At 39.4% G+C, this 16,173-nt stretch carries 14 protein-coding genes, 2 pseudogenes and 3 riboswitches; of the genes and pseudogenes, 10 read left to right on the top strand and 6 right to left on the bottom strand.

Translation table 11 applies throughout. The features are described from left to right. The first annotated feature begins 17 nt into the window (after positions 1-17). Positions 18-1,079: pseudogene (locus I5J82_RS07275) on the top strand (DmpA family aminopeptidase). A gap of 67 nt (positions 1,080-1,146) precedes the next feature. On the opposite strand, the gene I5J82_RS07270 reads toward I5J82_RS07275, so the two are convergent. From I5J82_RS07270 to I5J82_RS07245, 6 genes and pseudogenes are all read right to left on the bottom strand, one after another. Then, on the bottom strand, positions 1,147-2,493 hold the full coding sequence (locus tag I5J82_RS07270; protein ID WP_198767278.1) for a GntP family permease: 1,347 nt from the start codon (positions 2,491-2,493) through the stop codon (positions 1,147-1,149). A gap of 17 nt (positions 2,494-2,510) precedes the next feature. After that, positions 2,511-4,049 carry a gluconokinase gene (gene gntK, locus I5J82_RS07265; protein ID WP_198768944.1) on the bottom strand — a complete coding sequence of 513 codons (1,539 nt, stop codon included), beginning with the start codon at positions 4,047-4,049 and terminating at the stop codon, positions 2,511-2,513. A gap of 43 nt (positions 4,050-4,092) precedes the next feature. Continuing rightward, positions 4,093-4,827: a GntR family transcriptional regulator gene (locus I5J82_RS07260; RefSeq protein WP_408610388.1), complete on the bottom strand. Its 735-nt coding sequence runs from the start codon at positions 4,825-4,827 to the stop codon at positions 4,093-4,095. Positions 4,828-5,085: 258 nt separating this feature from the next. Next, positions 5,086-5,871, bottom strand: coding sequence for a polysaccharide deacetylase family protein (locus I5J82_RS07255; RefSeq protein ID WP_198767276.1), 786 nt, complete (start codon positions 5,869-5,871; stop codon positions 5,086-5,088). Between the two features lie 201 nt (positions 5,872-6,072). Next, complete coding sequence (locus I5J82_RS07250; RefSeq protein ID WP_198767275.1) at positions 6,073-7,386, bottom strand: homocysteine synthase; 1,314 nt, start codon at positions 7,384-7,386, stop codon at positions 6,073-6,075. 117 nt (positions 7,387-7,503) lie between these two features. Continuing rightward, positions 7,504-7,608, bottom strand: a riboswitch (SAM riboswitch). 176 nt (positions 7,609-7,784) lie between these two features. Then, a pseudogene (locus I5J82_RS07245) lies at positions 7,785-8,550 on the bottom strand (sulfite exporter TauE/SafE family protein); the annotation flags it as partial. A 213-nt stretch (positions 8,551-8,763) separates the two neighbouring features. Next, a riboswitch (SAM riboswitch) is annotated at positions 8,764-8,868 on the top strand. 301 nt (positions 8,869-9,169) lie between these two features. Here I5J82_RS07245 and I5J82_RS20300 point away from each other — a divergent pair. From I5J82_RS20300 to I5J82_RS07200, 9 genes are all read left to right on the top strand, one after another. Next, positions 9,170-9,313 (top strand): YezD family protein, encoded by a 144-nt coding sequence (locus I5J82_RS20300; RefSeq protein WP_332873638.1) that lies wholly within the window; start codon positions 9,170-9,172, stop codon positions 9,311-9,313. A gap of 95 nt (positions 9,314-9,408) precedes the next feature. Then, positions 9,409-10,122, top strand: a complete 714-nt coding sequence (locus I5J82_RS07235) for a phosphoadenylyl-sulfate reductase (protein ID WP_198767272.1) — start codon at positions 9,409-9,411, stop codon at positions 10,120-10,122. A 27-nt stretch (positions 10,123-10,149) separates the two neighbouring features. After that, positions 10,150-11,346 (top strand): sulfate adenylyltransferase, encoded by a 1,197-nt coding sequence (gene sat, locus I5J82_RS07230; RefSeq protein ID WP_198767271.1) that lies wholly within the window; start codon positions 10,150-10,152, stop codon positions 11,344-11,346. Then, positions 11,312-11,911: an adenylyl-sulfate kinase gene (cysC, locus tag I5J82_RS07225; protein WP_198767270.1), complete on the top strand. Its 600-nt coding sequence runs from the start codon at positions 11,312-11,314 to the stop codon at positions 11,909-11,911. Before sat ends, cysC begins: the two co-directional genes overlap by 35 nt. Positions 11,912-11,936: 25 nt before the next feature. Beyond that, on the top strand, positions 11,937-13,565 hold the full coding sequence (locus I5J82_RS07220) for a nitrite/sulfite reductase (RefSeq protein WP_198767269.1): 1,629 nt from the start codon (positions 11,937-11,939) through the stop codon (positions 13,563-13,565). 16 nt (positions 13,566-13,581) lie between these two features. Continuing rightward, positions 13,582-13,803 (top strand): DUF3906 family protein, encoded by a 222-nt coding sequence (locus tag I5J82_RS07215; protein WP_198767268.1) that lies wholly within the window; start codon positions 13,582-13,584, stop codon positions 13,801-13,803. 12 nt (positions 13,804-13,815) lie between these two features. Next, positions 13,816-14,601, top strand: a complete 786-nt coding sequence (cobA, locus tag I5J82_RS07210) for a uroporphyrinogen-III C-methyltransferase (protein WP_198767267.1) — start codon at positions 13,816-13,818, stop codon at positions 14,599-14,601. Then, positions 14,602-15,354: a sirohydrochlorin chelatase gene (locus I5J82_RS07205; RefSeq protein ID WP_198767266.1), complete on the top strand. Its 753-nt coding sequence runs from the start codon at positions 14,602-14,604 to the stop codon at positions 15,352-15,354. Between the two features lie 15 nt (positions 15,355-15,369). Next, the gene (locus tag I5J82_RS07200; RefSeq protein ID WP_198767265.1) at positions 15,370-16,008 is read left to right on the top strand and encodes an NAD(P)-binding protein; all 639 of its coding nucleotides are present in this window, start codon (positions 15,370-15,372) and stop codon (positions 16,006-16,008) included. A gap of 1 nt (position 16,009) precedes the next feature. Next, a riboswitch (SAM riboswitch) is annotated at positions 16,010-16,124 on the top strand. Positions 16,125-16,173 lie beyond the last annotated feature (49 nt).

Genomic DNA, 16,173 nt, shown 5'->3' with positions numbered 1-16,173 from the left:
AGAGGGGTGCAACTTACATGCAGCAGAAGAGGATTCGAGATTTTGGTGTGACAATCGGGAAGCTTAAGACAGGAGCAAATAACTCGATTACAGATGTAGAGGGTGTTTCAGTAGGACATGTGACGCTAAGTGATGGAGATAAACAAACTGGAGTTACTGCCATCATTCCTCATGAGGGCAATACATTTATGGAGAAACTTATTGCTTCGAGTCATGTGATCAATGGGTTCGGAAAAACGTTGGGAACGATTCAGATGAAAGAACTTGGAGTGTTAGAAACTCCTATTATACTAACGAATACGTTAAGTATCGGTTCAGCCGCAGATGCTTTAATTCAATATATGTTAGACAAGAACCCTGAGATTGGCAGAACAACAGGAACGGTAAATCCAATCGTTGGTGAATGCAATGATATGTTTTTGAATGATGTAAGAGCACAATTTATAGAGAAACATCATGTAATTGAAGCTTTAGAAAATGCCGGAAAGAAAGTTAAAGAAGGCAGTGTTGGAGCTGGAACGGGAATGCTTTGTTATTCCTTAAAAGGTGGAATTGGAACGTCTTCAAGGTGTTTTTCCATTGACCAGAAAGCGTATACGATAGGAGTACTTGTTTTATCAAACTTCGGCATACTCAGCGACCTTTAGATAAACGGTAGAGCTATTGGACAAGAATTAAAGAAAGCTTTATTAAAATCGTGGGAGGAAAAGGACAAAGGATCTGTCATGATTATTGTTGCAACAGATCTTCCTGTTTCAGAAAGACAGATGAACCGAATAATTAAGAGATCTGTAGTAGGTTTGTCGAGAACGGGTTCAATTATTACACACGGAAGCGGGGAAGTGGTGATTGGCTTTTCAACAGCTACAAAGATCCCTCATATTAAACCAAATCATATGACTAGCATCCCAACGATACATGAAGAAGATATGGATCTAGCATTTCGTGCTGTTGGAGAAGCTGTAGAAGAAGCCGTCTTAAACTCGCTTGTAACAGCTTCGCATGTTAAAGGAAGGGATGGTAATGAACGACCAGCCTTTAAAGATCTTTTAGAAGAATTCAATATACAGATAGTCTAACGTTAATAAACGTATATATGAAATACAAAAACCCTATCGAAACTGCGTCGATAGGGTTTTTTGCCTTTTATACAAATAGACTTAACAGTAGAATAAAACCTAATCCGGCAACAGAGATAATGGTTTCTAATAAAGTCCATGTTGCAAACGTTTCTTTCATACTCAAGCCAAAATATTCTTTGAACATCCAGAAACCTGCATCATTTACGTGTGATGCTATTAAACTACCCGCTCCTGTTGCAAGGACGACTAATGCAAGGTTAACATCTGTTTGACCTAATAACGGAATGACTAGACCCGCTGTTGTTAATGCAGCAACCGTTGCAGATCCTAACGAGATTCGAAGGATGGCTGCGATAATCCATGCTAGTAAGATTGGAGAGAATGTTGTATCTTTAAACAATTCAGCTACATAATCACCAACGCCACCGTTGATCAATACTTGTTTGAAGGCTCCGCCTCCACCGATGATTAAAAGCATCATTCCGATATGTGTGATAGCTGTCGTACATGAATCCATAACTGTTTTAATCGGTATGTTTCTAGCTAATCCCATCGTATAAACGGCTACAAGTAAAGAGATCAACATGGAAGTTGAAGCGTCACCAACAAAGCGGATGACTTCAAATGTCTTTGAGTCTGCAATACCCATCGTGTTTTGAACAAGTGTGATCACAGTAGCGATAGACATTAAGATAACAGGAAGCATGGCTGTAAATACTGAGATACCAAATGAAGGAGTATCTTCTAATTTAAATACTTTTTGTTCACCTAACGAAGCAATATTTCCTGTTTTGTTGAATGAGTCAGGAACAATCTTTTTAGCAATCTTCGTGAATACGGGTCCAGCTAGAATAACAGTAGGAATCGCAATGATAAAACCATAAAGCAGTACTTCACCAATATTAGCTCCAAATTCTCCTGCAATTACCGTTGGACCCGGGTGAGGAGGTAAGAATCCGTGTGTTACTGAAAGAGCTGCTACCATTGGAATTCCTAGATAAAGAATGGAAACGCGTAATTGTTTTGAAATGGCAAACACGATTGGAATTAATAAAACAAGACCTACTTCAAAGAATAAAGCGATACCAATGATGAACGAAGCAACAACAATTGCCCATTGAATTTTCTTTTCACCAAATTTTTCTATAAGTGTAATAGCAATTCGCTGTGCACCGCCAGCATCAGCGATTAGTTTACCTAGCATGGCACCTAGACCGAAAATTAACGCCAAATGACCGAGCGTTCCGCCTAAACCTGCTTCAATGGATTTAACGATTTCTCCTAGTGGCATTCCAAGTACTAATGCGACACCAAATGAAACGATGATCAAAGAAATGAATGTGTTTAATTTGAAATACATGATTAATAACAGTAATGCTAAAATTCCACAAGCTACAATGAATAATGGCATGATAAAACCCCCTGATGTTAGTTTTTTCTATTGCTTAAGCTTCTTTGGTAAGCGGCAATACGTGAATAATCTTCTTCTAGTTTTCTAGATAAACTAATAAAAATAGGCAATAATTCTCTATATTCCTTTACGGCTTCCTCATTAGGCGAGTGTGTGTAAGTACTCCCGATCATTTTAGAAGCTGCTTCAAATGATTCTATTTTTCCAGTTGCATACAAACCGAGAATACAAGCTCCTAAACAGGAACTCTCATAAACTTCTGGTACAGCCACTTCTGTATCAAATATATCCGACATCATCTGACGCCAAATTTCAGACCGTGCGAAGCCTCCAGTCGCTTGAATTCTGCTTACAGGTTCATCCATACATTCAATCAATGCTAGATACACGGTATATAAGTTATAGATGACACCTTCAAGTGCAGCTCTAATCATGTGTTCTTTTTTATGAGACAACGTTAGACCGAAGAAGGATCCTCGCACGTCTGAATTCCACAGTGGTGCTCGTTCTCCGGCAAGATATGGGTGAAACAACAAACCATCAGCACCAGGTCTCACACGTTCTGCTATCTTTGTCAGAATTTCATAAGGGTCTATTCCTAGTCGCTTTGCTGTTTCTAATTCTGATGCTGCAAATTCATCCCGAATCCAGCGCAGGACAACACCGCCGTTGTTTACTGGCCCACCGATGACCCAGTGATTCTCTGTTAGTGCGTAGCAAAAAATTCTGCCTTTCTCATCTGTTTGTGGCTTATCTATAATTGTACGAATAGCTCCGCTCGTACCAATGGTTACAGCAATTTCGCCTTTGCCAATCGCATCAACACCAAGGTTTGATAAAACGCCATCGCTTGCTCCAATAATAAATGGTGTATTCGAATCGATCCCTATCTGTTTCGCTATATCCATTTGACAGTGATTAAAGATCGTTGTTGTAGGAACTAGGGTAGATAATTGATTACGATTAATACCTGCAACACGTATAGCTTCATCATCCCAATCCAAATTTTTTAAATTCATCATTCCCATCGCTGATGCTAAAGAATGATCCACAACATATTCATTAAATAAGCGGTGGAATATGAACTCTTTAATCCCTATATACTTTTTGGCTCTAGCTGCAATCTCAGGCTGATCATTTACGATCCAAGCGATTTTGCTTAATGGACTCATCGGATGGATAGGAGTTCCAGTTCGTTTATAGATCTCATGTCCATTACGTTGTGCTTTTATTTTTCGTGCCCAAGCTTCACTGCGGTTATCTGCCCAAGTGATGCAAGGTGTTAATGGTTGATCGTAATCATCCATTGCAATCACGCTATGCATGGCACTGCTAAAAGATATGAACGAGATAGCGCTGGATGGAATAGAAGAGCGTTTGATAACATTTGTAAGGGTTTGCAAAACCGTTCGGAAAATTTCTTCTGGATCTTGTACCGCTGTAGAAATATCAGGTGTGTGAAGCGGGTACCCGATGTTTTCCTGTGAGAGAATTTCACCGTTTTCATTAAACAATACTGCTTTTGTACTTGTAGTTCCGATGTCGACTCCTACCATATAGCTTCTTCTATGTTGCGTACCGTCGATATCCTTCATTTAATTACTCCTTTTCTTGCTCCCGTGCTTTCGATAGCATTTGTTGTGACATCCATAAATCATCTACTTTTCCTTGAACATCATCAAAGTTTTGATGAAGTGATTGAATCATAATTTTTCTATTTTTTGATGAGATTGCATCAATATAAAGTTCATGGTTTCTCATGATTCGAGAAAGGTCATCGTATTTTTCATTAAAATGCATACGCATGGATAATAAGATGAAGCTTTCCATGACAGGTTTTGTGTTGTTCCAGATCATCGTGATATACGAATGATCGATAGAACGAATAATTGTTTCATGAAATAAGACATCCTGAAGAGCGAACTCGTCAGCATCTTTGTACTTAATTGCAATCTGCATCATTTCTAAAATTTTTGTTAGTTCTCTAACAACGTGATCTGTGTCGTTTTTAACAAGTCGTTCAAAAACAAACGTCTCAATAAGAAGTCGAACATCATAAATTTCTTCTATTTCTTTTTCCGTTAAGCCGACCACAACTGCACCCATGCGTTCTAAACGAATTAAGTTTTCATTTGATAGAACTTTAAGTGCTTCTCGTATAGGAGAGCGGCTTACATTATATTCAGTTGCTAATTTATTTTCAGAAAGCATGGTACCGCTTTCAATGAGTCCCGAGATAATCCTCATTCTTAGTTCACATGCGACACGTTCTCCGGTTGAAGCTTTGGAAAGCCACTTTTCAGGATAAAGAAAATCCTTAGAATCGTTCAACATAAAAACCTCCTTTTTGTAGAACGAGTATACTTGTATACAAGTATTATAGTACAGTGATTTTAAAATGCAAGCGCTTTTATTTAAAGGTAGAAAAACAATTAACTATAATGGATTAGTTTAGAAATGAATAAGGTAAGAGATAGGGGAGGTATAAATTTGGAAGTGAATTTGATGATGAGAGACTAAAATTTATCCCTGCTTATCTGAATAAATAGAAAAGAACAATCTTGTTGAAGAGATTGTTCTTTTCTATTTATTTTATTCAATTGTTAAAGGTACTTCTTCTTTTTTTATTTCAGATTCATGGAACTCATTATATCGTGGGTGCATTTTTAATAATTCATCAACCGTAACAATTTCAAAACCCATTTGTTTGAGCTTAGGAAGGATGATTTTTAATGCAGCAACCGTTTGACTGCGATTACCACCAGAATCATGTAATAGAATAATGTCTCCGTTTTTTAAATTTGTTAATATATGTCTTGCGATTCTTTCAGATCCTGGATTAGTCCAATCACGAGGATCTTGATGCCAAGACCAAAGGATAACCTTGTATCCTTCTTTCTTTAAGATTTTTAAACTGTTCTCTGTAACCGTTCCGCCTGGAGGACGAAATAACTTTATATAATCTGAGTGATGAGCAGGATCTAGAAGGTGCTCGGTCTTTCTTGTTTCAACCACAACTTTATGCCTTGAGATAGTATGAAAACTAGGATGATTATACGTATGGTTTCCGATTTCATGTCCTTCCCTTAGTTCTCTTTTAACAATCTCGGGGTACTTCTTAATCCGCTTACCGATCAGAAAAAATGTAGCGTGAACTCCTTCTTTTTTAAGTATATCTAGAATTTGGGAGGTGTACACTGGATCTGGTCCATCGTCAAATGTAATCGCTACTTGTTTCTTATTTGAAGGGACTTCCCAGATCACATCACCATATTTCTCAACTTCGAAACGATTTACAACGCCTGCATACACTTTAGGTCCGAAAAAAAGAATATGACATAAGAACATAGTGATAATTACTTTTACAATGGTAGACATAAGGAGCCCTCATTCTAAAATTTATTACTATTAGTATTTGTAAGGGGAAACTGATTTATTACAGGCGTAGCTGTCAAATCGGGGATGAACATATTTGAGTTATAGAACGCAATCATGGTTAAAAATTTGCTTTTACAAAAGAAGTTTTGGCAACAAAAAAGCTGTTCAAAGGCTTTCTTTGAACAGCTTAACTGTTGTATTTTACAATCCACTTGGGGAAAGTGAGATCGCTTTTAATGCGTGATCTAAGTCGTAGATTAAATCATCTACTGTTTCGATTCCGATTGAAAGGCGGATTAATTCTGGACTCACGCCTGATTTTCTTTGTTCTTCTTCAGATAGTTGTTGATGAGTAGTGCTAGCTGGATGGATAATCAATGATTTTGAATCTCCAACGTTTGCAAGGTGAGAGAAGATGCTTACATTTTCGATTAACTTCTTGCCTTCCTCAATACCACCTTTTACCCCAAACGTTAAAATAGCGCCTGCTCCTTTAGGCAAGTATTTTTGAGCAAGCCCATAATAAGGGCTGCTTGGAAGTCCTGCGTAATTCACCCAATCAACAGAAGGGTGATTCTCTAGGAACTTCGCTACTTTAACTGTATTTTCCACATGTCGTTCAATACGAAGGGCAAGTGTTTCTAACCCTTGAATAAATAAAAATGAGTTGAACGGTGCAATAGAAGATCCTAAGTCTCGAAGCAGCTGCACACGTGCTTTTAAAATATATGCAAGTGGACCAAACGCATCTGTGTATACAATTCCTTTGTAGCTTGGATCAGGCTCGGTCAAGCCTGGGAATTTCCCATTGCTCCAATCAAATTTTCCAGAATCGATGATTACACCACCGACTGATGTACCATGTCCACCAATAAACTTCGTTGCAGAATGCACAACGATATCAGCTCCATGTTCGATCGGACGACAAAGGTAAGGAGTAGCCAACGTATTATCGACAATGAGCGGAACTCCTGCTTCATGTGCGATATCAGCGATCGCTTGAATATCTGCAACATCGATTTTCGGATTGCCGATTGTCTCGATGTAAACGGCTTTTGTTTTTTCTGTAATGGCATCTTTAAACGATTGAAGATTATCAATCTCAGCGAATTGTGTATGGATGCCGAGCTTGGGGAGAGTTACAGAGAACAGGTTATACGTTCCACCATACAGAGAGGTAGACGCTACGATTTCATCACCAGAGCCAGCGATGTTAAATATTGCATTTGTAATGGCAGCCTGACCGGAAGCAAGAGCAAGTGCACCAACACCGCCTTCAAGCTTCGCGATGGTCTGTTCAAATGCATCTTGCGTTGGATTCATCAAACGCGTATATATGTTACCGAACTCTTTTAGGGCAAATAAGTTTGCTGCGTGCTCTGTTGAATTGAACTGATAAGAAGTGGTCTGGTAGATCGGAACAGCGCGAGCTCCTGTTGTAGGATCTACTTTTTGACCTTCGTGTAATGAAATTGTTTCAAACCCGTACTGTCTTTTTGAATTTTGATCAGTCATTTTCAAATCTCTCCTCAACGTTAATATTTTTATATCCAATCACATTCAGTTTCAACTTATCCCAGAAAAAAAGACCTCTTCCAAAAGAAGAGGTCCCGATGATTTCACCCGATCGAAGTCTCATCTTTCAGAACAATGATTGTTCTGCTGAAATTAGCACCATGCGTTTCCGCTGGTTGCCGGGCTTCATAGGGTCAGTCCCTCAGCCTCTCTGGATAAGAAGATTTGAATATTGAATTAAGATTTATAATACATACGTCCCTATCAATAGTCAACAGAATTTTTTAAAAATTTCGGATTTTTATTTTCAGGATTGACTTTGACCGCATAAATAACTCCAATCGCCCAAAATGCAGCAAGTACAAAGTAGATCGAGAACAACATATTATGGGATACACCAAGAGTATGAAGAAGAGTTCTTGTATTGGTAATAATGATCAGACCTCCCACCAAAACCCCTAGTATGTGAGAGGGAATTAGGCGTACAAGCCAAGCGGCAACGGGAGCCGCAATCACTCCTCCTAGCATTAAAGCTCCGACCCACAGCCACTCAACTTGTTCCCAGCCGAGTGCGATGAAGAAACCGATTGATGCAGATACAGCTACTGCGAATTCGCTCGTATCTACAGAACCGATTACTTTTCTGGTTTTCAGATCTTGTTTTGCCATTAGAACCGGTGTAGTGACTGGGCCCCAGCCTCCACCACCTGTAGCATCTAAAAATCCTGCTAATAATCCAAGTGGAATAAGTTGTTTCTTTGTAAAGGGTTTACCACTCGCTGTTGCTTTCTTCTCTCCAAGCTTAAACAGAAAACGATATAAGATATAAATCCCAAGGATAATTAAGAAGATAGAGATATATGGCTTTATAACATCTCCAGGCAGGTTGCTTAAAAAACAAGCACCTACAAAAGCTCCTATAGAGCCGGGGAGGATTAAACGAAGAACCACTTGCCGGTCAACGTTTCCGAACTTAATATGAGAAGCGCCCGATGCCGCAGTGGTTACGACTTCAGCAAGATGTACGGAAGCAGATGCAGCTGCAGGAGCAATTCCCGCTACTAAGAGCAATGATGTAGATGTAACGCCATAAGCCATACCTAGAGAACCATCAATCAACTGTGCAACAAGACCAATTAGAGCCAATACGATTAACTTTTTCATTTTCTTCCTCCTCAAAATAAAAAGGCCCTTAACAAGTGATGTTAAGAGCCTTCGGTTTACCGATCAGCGATACGGATTAAATTTTAGTTAATACTATATGTTCCTAAAAGATAAAAAGTCAACTGTTTGTTTAATTTTTTTGAAAAAATAGAAAAATTAAAAAATAGGTCTTGATATCCATTTCAGATATGTTATGATTTTATAAAATTTAAACTCTTATCCAGAGTGGTGAAGGGAACTGGCCCGATGAAACCCGGCAACCTGCGATTGTAAGGTGCTAACTCCAGCAGAATGTTTTTACATTTTGGAAGATAAGGTAATATGCTTACCTCCACTATCTTTCCGAAATGGGAAGGTTTTTTTTATTGTTGTTTTCATATTCGTTGTTGCTTTTGAAAGAGTTGATTTCCGTTGCAGATACTCGCTTTCCGTGGGGCAGGCGGTGAGCCACATTTGTACGTTTCCGTATAAGTGTCTCACCTGCCCGCCTGTCCCACAGGAGTCTCGCATCTTCCACTCCAATCAAAAGACAAAGAAGAAATAAGTAACACTTAGAAAACAACAATTTTTAGGAAAGATACTTTAAAAGATAATGAATGTTGTAAAGGGAGGCAGTGGAGTGGCGAACGAAAAGAGTGCAAACGATTTTCTTCCTCAGCTTCAACAAATGCTGAGCAGTATCAAATTTGGATCAATCACATTAATCGTACAAGACGGAAAAGTAATTCAGCTGGAAAAAAACGAGAAGGTAAGAATTAAATAGCTCGCTGACTAGAAAACTAGAGGCGGTTTTAACGAATGGGCAATGTCCTAAAAACGTTAAAGCCGCTTTTTTAATGGCAAGAAGGAGGTAACAAATTGCTAACGTACGAAACATGGGACGAGAAAACCCATGATTTTAATAGTGATAATCCCACAAAAGGTGCACTGCATGCTTTGAAGTGGGCTTATGAAACGTATGAAGATGATCTGGTTTACGCCTGCAGCTTCGGAATTGAAGGAAGCGTCTTGGTTGATCTTGTTCATCAAGTAAAGCCTGATGCTCAAATTGTTTTCCTTGATACGCATCTGCATTTTCTAGAAACGTATGAAGTTATTGAAGCAGCGAAGAAAAGATATCCATCTCTTCGCATCAAGTTGAAAACACCGGTTTTATCTCTTGAAGAACAGGCGAGTAAGCATGGTGAAGAGCTTTGGAAATCAAATCCAAATCAATGCTGCAATATTAGAAAAGTGATTCCTTTAGAAGAAGAACTGAACGGCGTAACAGCATGGCTTTCAGGACTACGCCGTGAACAGTCACCTACCCGCCAAAACACGCAATTTGTTAATCGGGACGGGCGATTTAAAAGCATTAAGATTTGTCCGCTTATTCATTGGACTTGGAAAGACATTTGGCGTTATGCCCACAAACATGATGTGCCGTATAACAAACTTCACGACAATGGTTTTCCAAGTATAGGTTGCGAGCCATGTACACAGGCTGCACTAAACGCAGATGACCTTCGTTCTGGACGTTGGTCTGGTTTAGGAAAACTAGAATGCGGCCTTCATCAAAATGATAGTCAATAAAGAGAATTTCAGGAGGAGAGAAACATAATGAGTACAATACAGCCCCATGGAGGAAAATTAATCAACCGTTATCAGCCAGAGACACCTTATCACCATATACAAAAAGAAATCACTCTCGATGCGACAGCACTTAGTGACCTTGAATTAATCGCTATAGGAGCATATAGCCCGTTAACAGGATTCTTAAATCAAGAAGACTATCAATCAGTTGTTCATGACATCCGGCTAAGTGATGGAACGGTTTGGAGCCTTCCGATCACGTTACCTGTTGATCCTGTAACAGCAAATGCACTACAGAGACACGATGATGTTCGGTTAACGTACGAAGGAGTTACATACGGCATCCTGAAGGTTAGCGATATTTATACGCCTATTAAGCAAATAGAAGCAGAGAAAGTCTACAAAACGACTGATAACGATCATCCTGGTGTAAAGAAATTGCTGGATCGTCCTTCTGTGTATGTAGGCGGAGACATCACCCTCGTTAAACGTCCTCTGAAAAAGGAATTCAAAGCCTATCATCTCGATCCTAGTGAAACGAGAAAGACGTTTCGTGATTTGGGATGGAAAACAGTTGTAGGCTTTCAAACGAGAAATCCAGTTCACCGTGCACATGAATATATTCAAAAAACAGCGCTTGAAACGGTGGATGGCCTCTTCTTAAACCCGCTCGTGGGTGAAACGAAATCAGATGATATACCAGCTGATGTTCGAATGGAAAGCTATCATGTTCTTTTACAAAACTATTATCCAAGTGACCGTGTCTTCCTTGCTGTTTTTCCAGCTGCAATGCGCTATGCAGGTCCACGCGAAGCAATTTTTCACGCTCTCGTTAGAAAAAATTATGGCTGTACACATTTTATTGTTGGCCGTGATCATGCAGGCGTTGGTAATTATTACGGAACATATGAAGCACAAGAAATTTTTTCACAGTTTATAGCAGATGAAATCGGCATAACGACACTTTTCTTTGAACATAGCTTTTTCTGTAAAAAATGTGAAGCAATGGCCTCTTCTAAAACGTGTCCTCACACAACTGAAGATCATGTGATTCTATCTGGCACAAAGGTACGAGAACTGCTTCGTAATGGTGATTTGCCGCCTAGCACTTTTAGCCGTAAAGAAGTAGTAGAAGTCTTAATAAAAGGGCTAAAAAGACATGAAGAAAAAGAGCGAAAAGGAGATTCAAATGAGCAAACCGCACAACTTAACCTGGCACGATAGCTCAATTAAAAAAGAAGACAGACAAAAGCAAAATAACCATTCTAGTTTTGTTCTTTGGTTTACCGGTCTCTCTGGTTCTGGAAAATCAACCATTGCAAATGCACTTGCAAAAGAACTTTACGATCGAAACATACGGAATTATGTACTGGATGGAGACAACATCCGAAATGGATTAAACCGTGACCTATCGTTTTCAGATGAAGATAGAACGGAAAACATTCGCAGAATCTCAGAAGTTTCTAAGCTGTTTGTTGATAATGGAACGGTTGTGCTGACAGCGTTTATCTCCCCATTTATACAAGATCGAGAGAAGGCAAAGGCAATTGTTTCAGAAGAAGAGTTTATTGAAATCTTTGTATCATGTCCAATCGAAGAATGTGAGAAAAGAGATCCAAAGGGATTGTACGACAAAGCGCGAAAAGGTGAGATTCCAGATTTTACTGGAATTGATTCACCTTACGAAGAACCGGTATCATCTGCTCTTACCATTCATACGAACGAACAAAGCGTTACCGAGAGTGTTGAGGTCATTTTAAACTATTTGAAAAACAGGAAGTTGATTTAACTAACGATAAAGGAGATCAAAAACGATGGCATATGAAAAAGCGTGGGCAGATAATCCGAAGATCAACAAAACAGAACAAAAAAAGCTCGTAAAAGATGGATTGAAAATATTTGAAGATATTCCTCATTACGCAGAAAACGGCTTTTCTTCTATTCCGAAAGAAGAATGGGATAGTTTCAAGTGGGCTGGCTTATATCTGCAGCGTCCTAAAGAAGACGGCTATTTTATGATGAGGGTTAATGTTCCATCAGGCATTTTAACTTATGAACAAGTAAAAGCATTAGCTCATATTTGCAAAGATTATGGAAGAGACGTATTCGATATCACGACACGTCAGGCCATTCAATTTCACTGGCTGACCATTGAACAGATCCCAGATATCTTTAATCGGTTAGAAGCAGTTGGGTTGTCGAGCGCGGGTGCGTGTGGGGACATTACGCGAAACATAATGGGGAACCCGATCGCAGGTATCGATCCACATGAACTCTTTGATACCACTGAGATAGTAAAAGAAGTATATGAGTTCTTTCAGCACAATGAAGATTTCTCTAACCTGCCAAGGAAATACAAAATGTCCATTAGCTCCAATGTGAACAATAGTGCACATGCTGAAATCAACTGTGTGGCATTTACGCCGGCTTATAAAGAGATTGAAGATAAAGAGATACCAGGATTTCACATAAAGATCGGCGGAGGTCTTTCTTCTCGTCCTTTCTTAGCACAGCCCCTTGATGTGTTTATTGAACCGCATCAGGTAAAAGAGGTGTCAATCGCGATCACTACTATTTTCCGTGATTACGGATATCGGGAAAAGCGTCACCTTGCACGCCTTAAGTTCTTGATGGCGGATTGGGGGCCGGAGAAATTTAAAGAAAAGCTTCTAAAATATACCGGACAGCTTCACTCTAAAGGAAAAGATGCTCTTAAAACATGGAACGGCGGATATTTTTATGGTGTTCACCCTCAAAAGCAAGAGGGATTAAGTTATATCGGTTTTAACGTACCTGTTGGCCGACTTCATGCTGATGAAGTTTTAGAGCTTGCTGAAATTGCAAAGAAACACGGAAACGGCGAGATTCGAACGGTAAATTCTCAAAACTTAATTATTCCTAATGTGAAACACGAAAACGTCGAGTTGCTTTTACAAGAAGAAATTTTCAAACGCATCACCACGCAGCCTCTATCTTTCATTGGTCATTCTGTTTCTTGTACCGGGATCGAGTATTGTAACTTGGCACTCGTTGAAACAAAAGAACGTATGCGTAGGATCGCAGAAAACCTCGATCAGAAAATCGCACTAGATGTTCCCGTTAGAATTCATATGGTAGGCTGCCCTAACTCATGTGGACAGCGTCAGATCGCAGATATTGGCCTTCAAGGCGTGTTGTTAAAAACGAAAGAGAAAAAGATGGTTCAAGCCTTTGAGATTTATGTAGGAGGCACACTTGATGATGGCGGAAAGTTTAACGAAAAGCTAAAAGGAAAGTTCCATGCGGATTCACTAGACGAAGTACTTTTCTGCTTCCTTACTACATTTAAGGATACAAAACTTCCAGCAGAAAGCTTTTTTGACTATGTAAACAGACTTGGGCTCGAACAGCTTCAAAAAGAACTGGACCGGATTGCAGAAGAATTAGAAGAAAAAGTCTCATAAAAATGGAGGTCTCGCTATGTATTTATACCGGTTTGAAGTGATTTCGAAATCAGAGGTTATTCCTGTTGTAATAGCCGCTTCAACAGATGAGCAGGCGTTTCAGCTAGTAGACGTGGAACTTGAAAAGTATTTTCTGAAACAGCCTGAAGTCGATGAGATCTCTCTTTATGAAAAGAAAAGAATTCGTACGGGCAACGGCTTCGTGCTGTATGAACGTGAAACGATATTAAATCCTTAAGGAGTGATGATGATGGGAAAAGTATATCTTGTCGGAGCTGGCCCTGGTGATCCAGGGCTGATAACCGTAAAAGGTCTGCGTTGTATTCAGGAAGCGGATGTTATTTTATATGATCGTTTAGTGAACAAAGAACTGCTCTCATATGCAAAACCGGACTCCGACTTAATCTATTGCGGTAAACTGCCAAACTACCATTTCATGAAGCAAGAAACAATCAACAGTTTCTTAGTTAAACACGCTCAAAAAGGAAAAGTAGTAACTCGGCTAAAAGGCGGTGATCCCTTCGTGTTTGGAAGAGGCGGAGAAGAAGCAGAAACGCTTGCAAAAAGTCGTATTCCGTTTGAGGTGATTCCTGGAATAACATCAGGGATTGCAGCCCCAGCTTATGCGGGAATTCCCGTAACACATCGAAACATCGCTTCAAGCTTTGCGGTTGTTACCGGTCATCGTAAAAAAGGTGAAGAAGATGAGCTGAAATGGGAGAGTCTAGCGAACGGTATTGATACGTTAGCGATCTATATGGGAGTGGGCAACCTAGGTTATATTTGTAAGCAGTTGACGAGACACGGAAAAAGCAAAGAAACACCAGTTGCACTAGTTCAATGGGGATCTTTAGAGAGTCAACGAACCGTTACCGGTACACTGGATACGATTGAGGAAATCGTAGTTAAAGAACAAATTGAGAATCCGAGCATGATCATTGTCGGTGAAGTCGTTCGTCTTCGCAGTGAACTGAAATGGTTTGAACAGCTGAATGAAGAACCGAGTAAGCTTGCTGCCGTAAGAGAGGCTCTGTAAATGAAGGCATTGCTCTTTATCTGTCACGGTACAAGACTGAACAAAGGACGTATGGAAGCGGAAGAATTTGTGAGACTTTGTATGGCACAAGTTGAGGTGCCCATTAAAGAGATTTGTTTTTTAGAGCTTGCTGAACCCTCTATCACCCAAGGCTTTGAAACGTGTATACAAAAAGGAGCAACGAGTATCTCCGTTATTCCTGTGTTCTTACTAAGTGCTAATCATATAAAAATAGATATTCCAAAAGAACTTCACCACTTGCAGAATCAATATCCAGAAGTTGAAGTGATTTACGGGCGTCCATTCGGTGTACACAAAGCCATTTCGCATTTGTTGTGGGAGAAGATCACCAAAAGCGCAGTTAGTTTGAGAGAAAATACACATATTCTGCTTGTGGGCAGAGGCAGCACCGATCAAGATGTTAAGCGGGACCTAGAGACTATCGCGTCTAACGTTCAAAACCATTACGGAATTCCTAGTATACAAGCTTGTTTTCTAACCGGTTCAGAACCGAGCTTTGAAGAGGCTCTATGGAATAGTCGCGAGTTATTTGACCAAGTCATCGTTGTGCCTTATCTTCTATTTTCAGGGCTATTAATAAACGGGATGAAACAAACGACAATTCGTTATCAAAAACGAACCACACAAAACGTAACTCTTTGTGAGACGCTCGGCTACCACCCTATTCTTAAAGATGTTTTACTCACGCGTATCAATGAAACACTTGAAACAAAGAATTATGCATTTTCATAAAAAGCGAGGAATACTATGTATCCCATACATGTAAACTTGTCTGGTAAAACGGTGGTTGTAGCAGGCGGTGGAATAGTCGCGTATCGAAAAATTAAAGATTTATTGAATGAAGAAGCAAAAATTACTGTAATCAGTCCAACTGTAGTTAACGAGATTCAGCAATGGCATGCAGAAAAAAAGCTGACTTGGATTGAAGAAGAAGTGAAACGTGAAGATTTGGAGAAAGCATTTCTAATCATTGCGGCGACAAATTCCAAAGAGGTTAACTCTTGGATTGCAGAACAGGCAAATTCTAAACAGCTTGTGAATATAGCGGATCAACCGCACCTTGGCAATTTTATTGTTCCTAGTGTTGTAAAAAGAGGTAAACTCATACTCTCTGTTTCCACCTCTGGAGCTAGTCCAAGTCTATCAAAATCTATAAAAAAAGAGCTTCAGCAAAAATACAGTGAAGACTATGAAACGTATTTAGATTTTTTATTCCAATGCAGATCCATCATTAAGAAGGAATATACGGAAAAATATCGAAAAGACTTATTAACAAAGCTAACAGATCGGTCCTTTTTATATGATGTAGAAAAACAACGCTCGTATAAACAGGAATTAGTAAAGAAGATAGATCGGAAGTTAGTAAATGAACCCATAAATGAATAGACCCTTATCAAGAGAGGTAGAGGGAGCGGCCCTATGAAACCTCAGCAACCAGCAGCTATAAGCTGAAAAGGTGCTAATTCCTGCGAGTTCAATTGCTGAACTTGTAAAGATAAGAAGACCCCGACGCTTAAAAAAAGTCTTCTTTTATAGAAGGCTTTTTATTTT

The sequence above is a fragment of the Fictibacillus halophilus genome (genome assembly GCF_016401385.1).
GTDB classification, from domain to species: domain Bacteria; phylum Bacillota; class Bacilli; order Bacillales; family Fictibacillaceae; genus Fictibacillus; species Fictibacillus halophilus.
The sequence above is the reverse complement of the archived record's forward strand: the minus strand, read 5'-3'. Positions and strand labels throughout refer to the sequence as shown.

What these genes read in the sequence shown, in the direction of transcription:
- I5J82_RS07270 (WP_198767278.1), bottom strand. Translation starts at nt 2,493, where the DNA reads ATGCCATTATTCATTGTAGCTTGTGGAATTTTAGCATTACTGTTATTA.
- gntK (WP_198768944.1), bottom strand. Translation starts at nt 4,049, where the DNA reads ATGGTAGGAGTCGACATCGGAACTACAAGTACAAAAGCAGTATTGTTT.
- I5J82_RS07260 (WP_408610388.1), bottom strand. Translation starts at nt 4,827, where the DNA reads ATGTTGAACGATTCTAAGGATTTTCTTTATCCTGAAAAGTGGCTTTCC.
- I5J82_RS07255 (WP_198767276.1), bottom strand. Translation starts at nt 5,871, where the DNA reads ATGTCTACCATTGTAAAAGTAATTATCACTATGTTCTTATGTCATATT.
- I5J82_RS07250 (WP_198767275.1), bottom strand. Translation starts at nt 7,386, where the DNA reads ATGACTGATCAAAATTCAAAAAGACAGTACGGGTTTGAAACAATTTCA.
- sat (WP_198767271.1), top strand. Translation starts at nt 10,150, where the DNA reads ATGAGTACAATACAGCCCCATGGAGGAAAATTAATCAACCGTTATCAG.
- cysC (WP_198767270.1), top strand. Translation starts at nt 11,312, where the DNA reads ATGAGCAAACCGCACAACTTAACCTGGCACGATAGCTCAATTAAAAAA.
- I5J82_RS07220 (WP_198767269.1), top strand. Translation starts at nt 11,937, where the DNA reads ATGGCATATGAAAAAGCGTGGGCAGATAATCCGAAGATCAACAAAACA.
- I5J82_RS07215 (WP_198767268.1), top strand. Translation starts at nt 13,582, where the DNA reads ATGTATTTATACCGGTTTGAAGTGATTTCGAAATCAGAGGTTATTCCT.
- cobA (WP_198767267.1), top strand. Translation starts at nt 13,816, where the DNA reads ATGGGAAAAGTATATCTTGTCGGAGCTGGCCCTGGTGATCCAGGGCTG.
- I5J82_RS07205 (WP_198767266.1), top strand. Translation starts at nt 14,602, where the DNA reads ATGAAGGCATTGCTCTTTATCTGTCACGGTACAAGACTGAACAAAGGA.
- I5J82_RS07200 (WP_198767265.1), top strand. Translation starts at nt 15,370, where the DNA reads ATGTATCCCATACATGTAAACTTGTCTGGTAAAACGGTGGTTGTAGCA.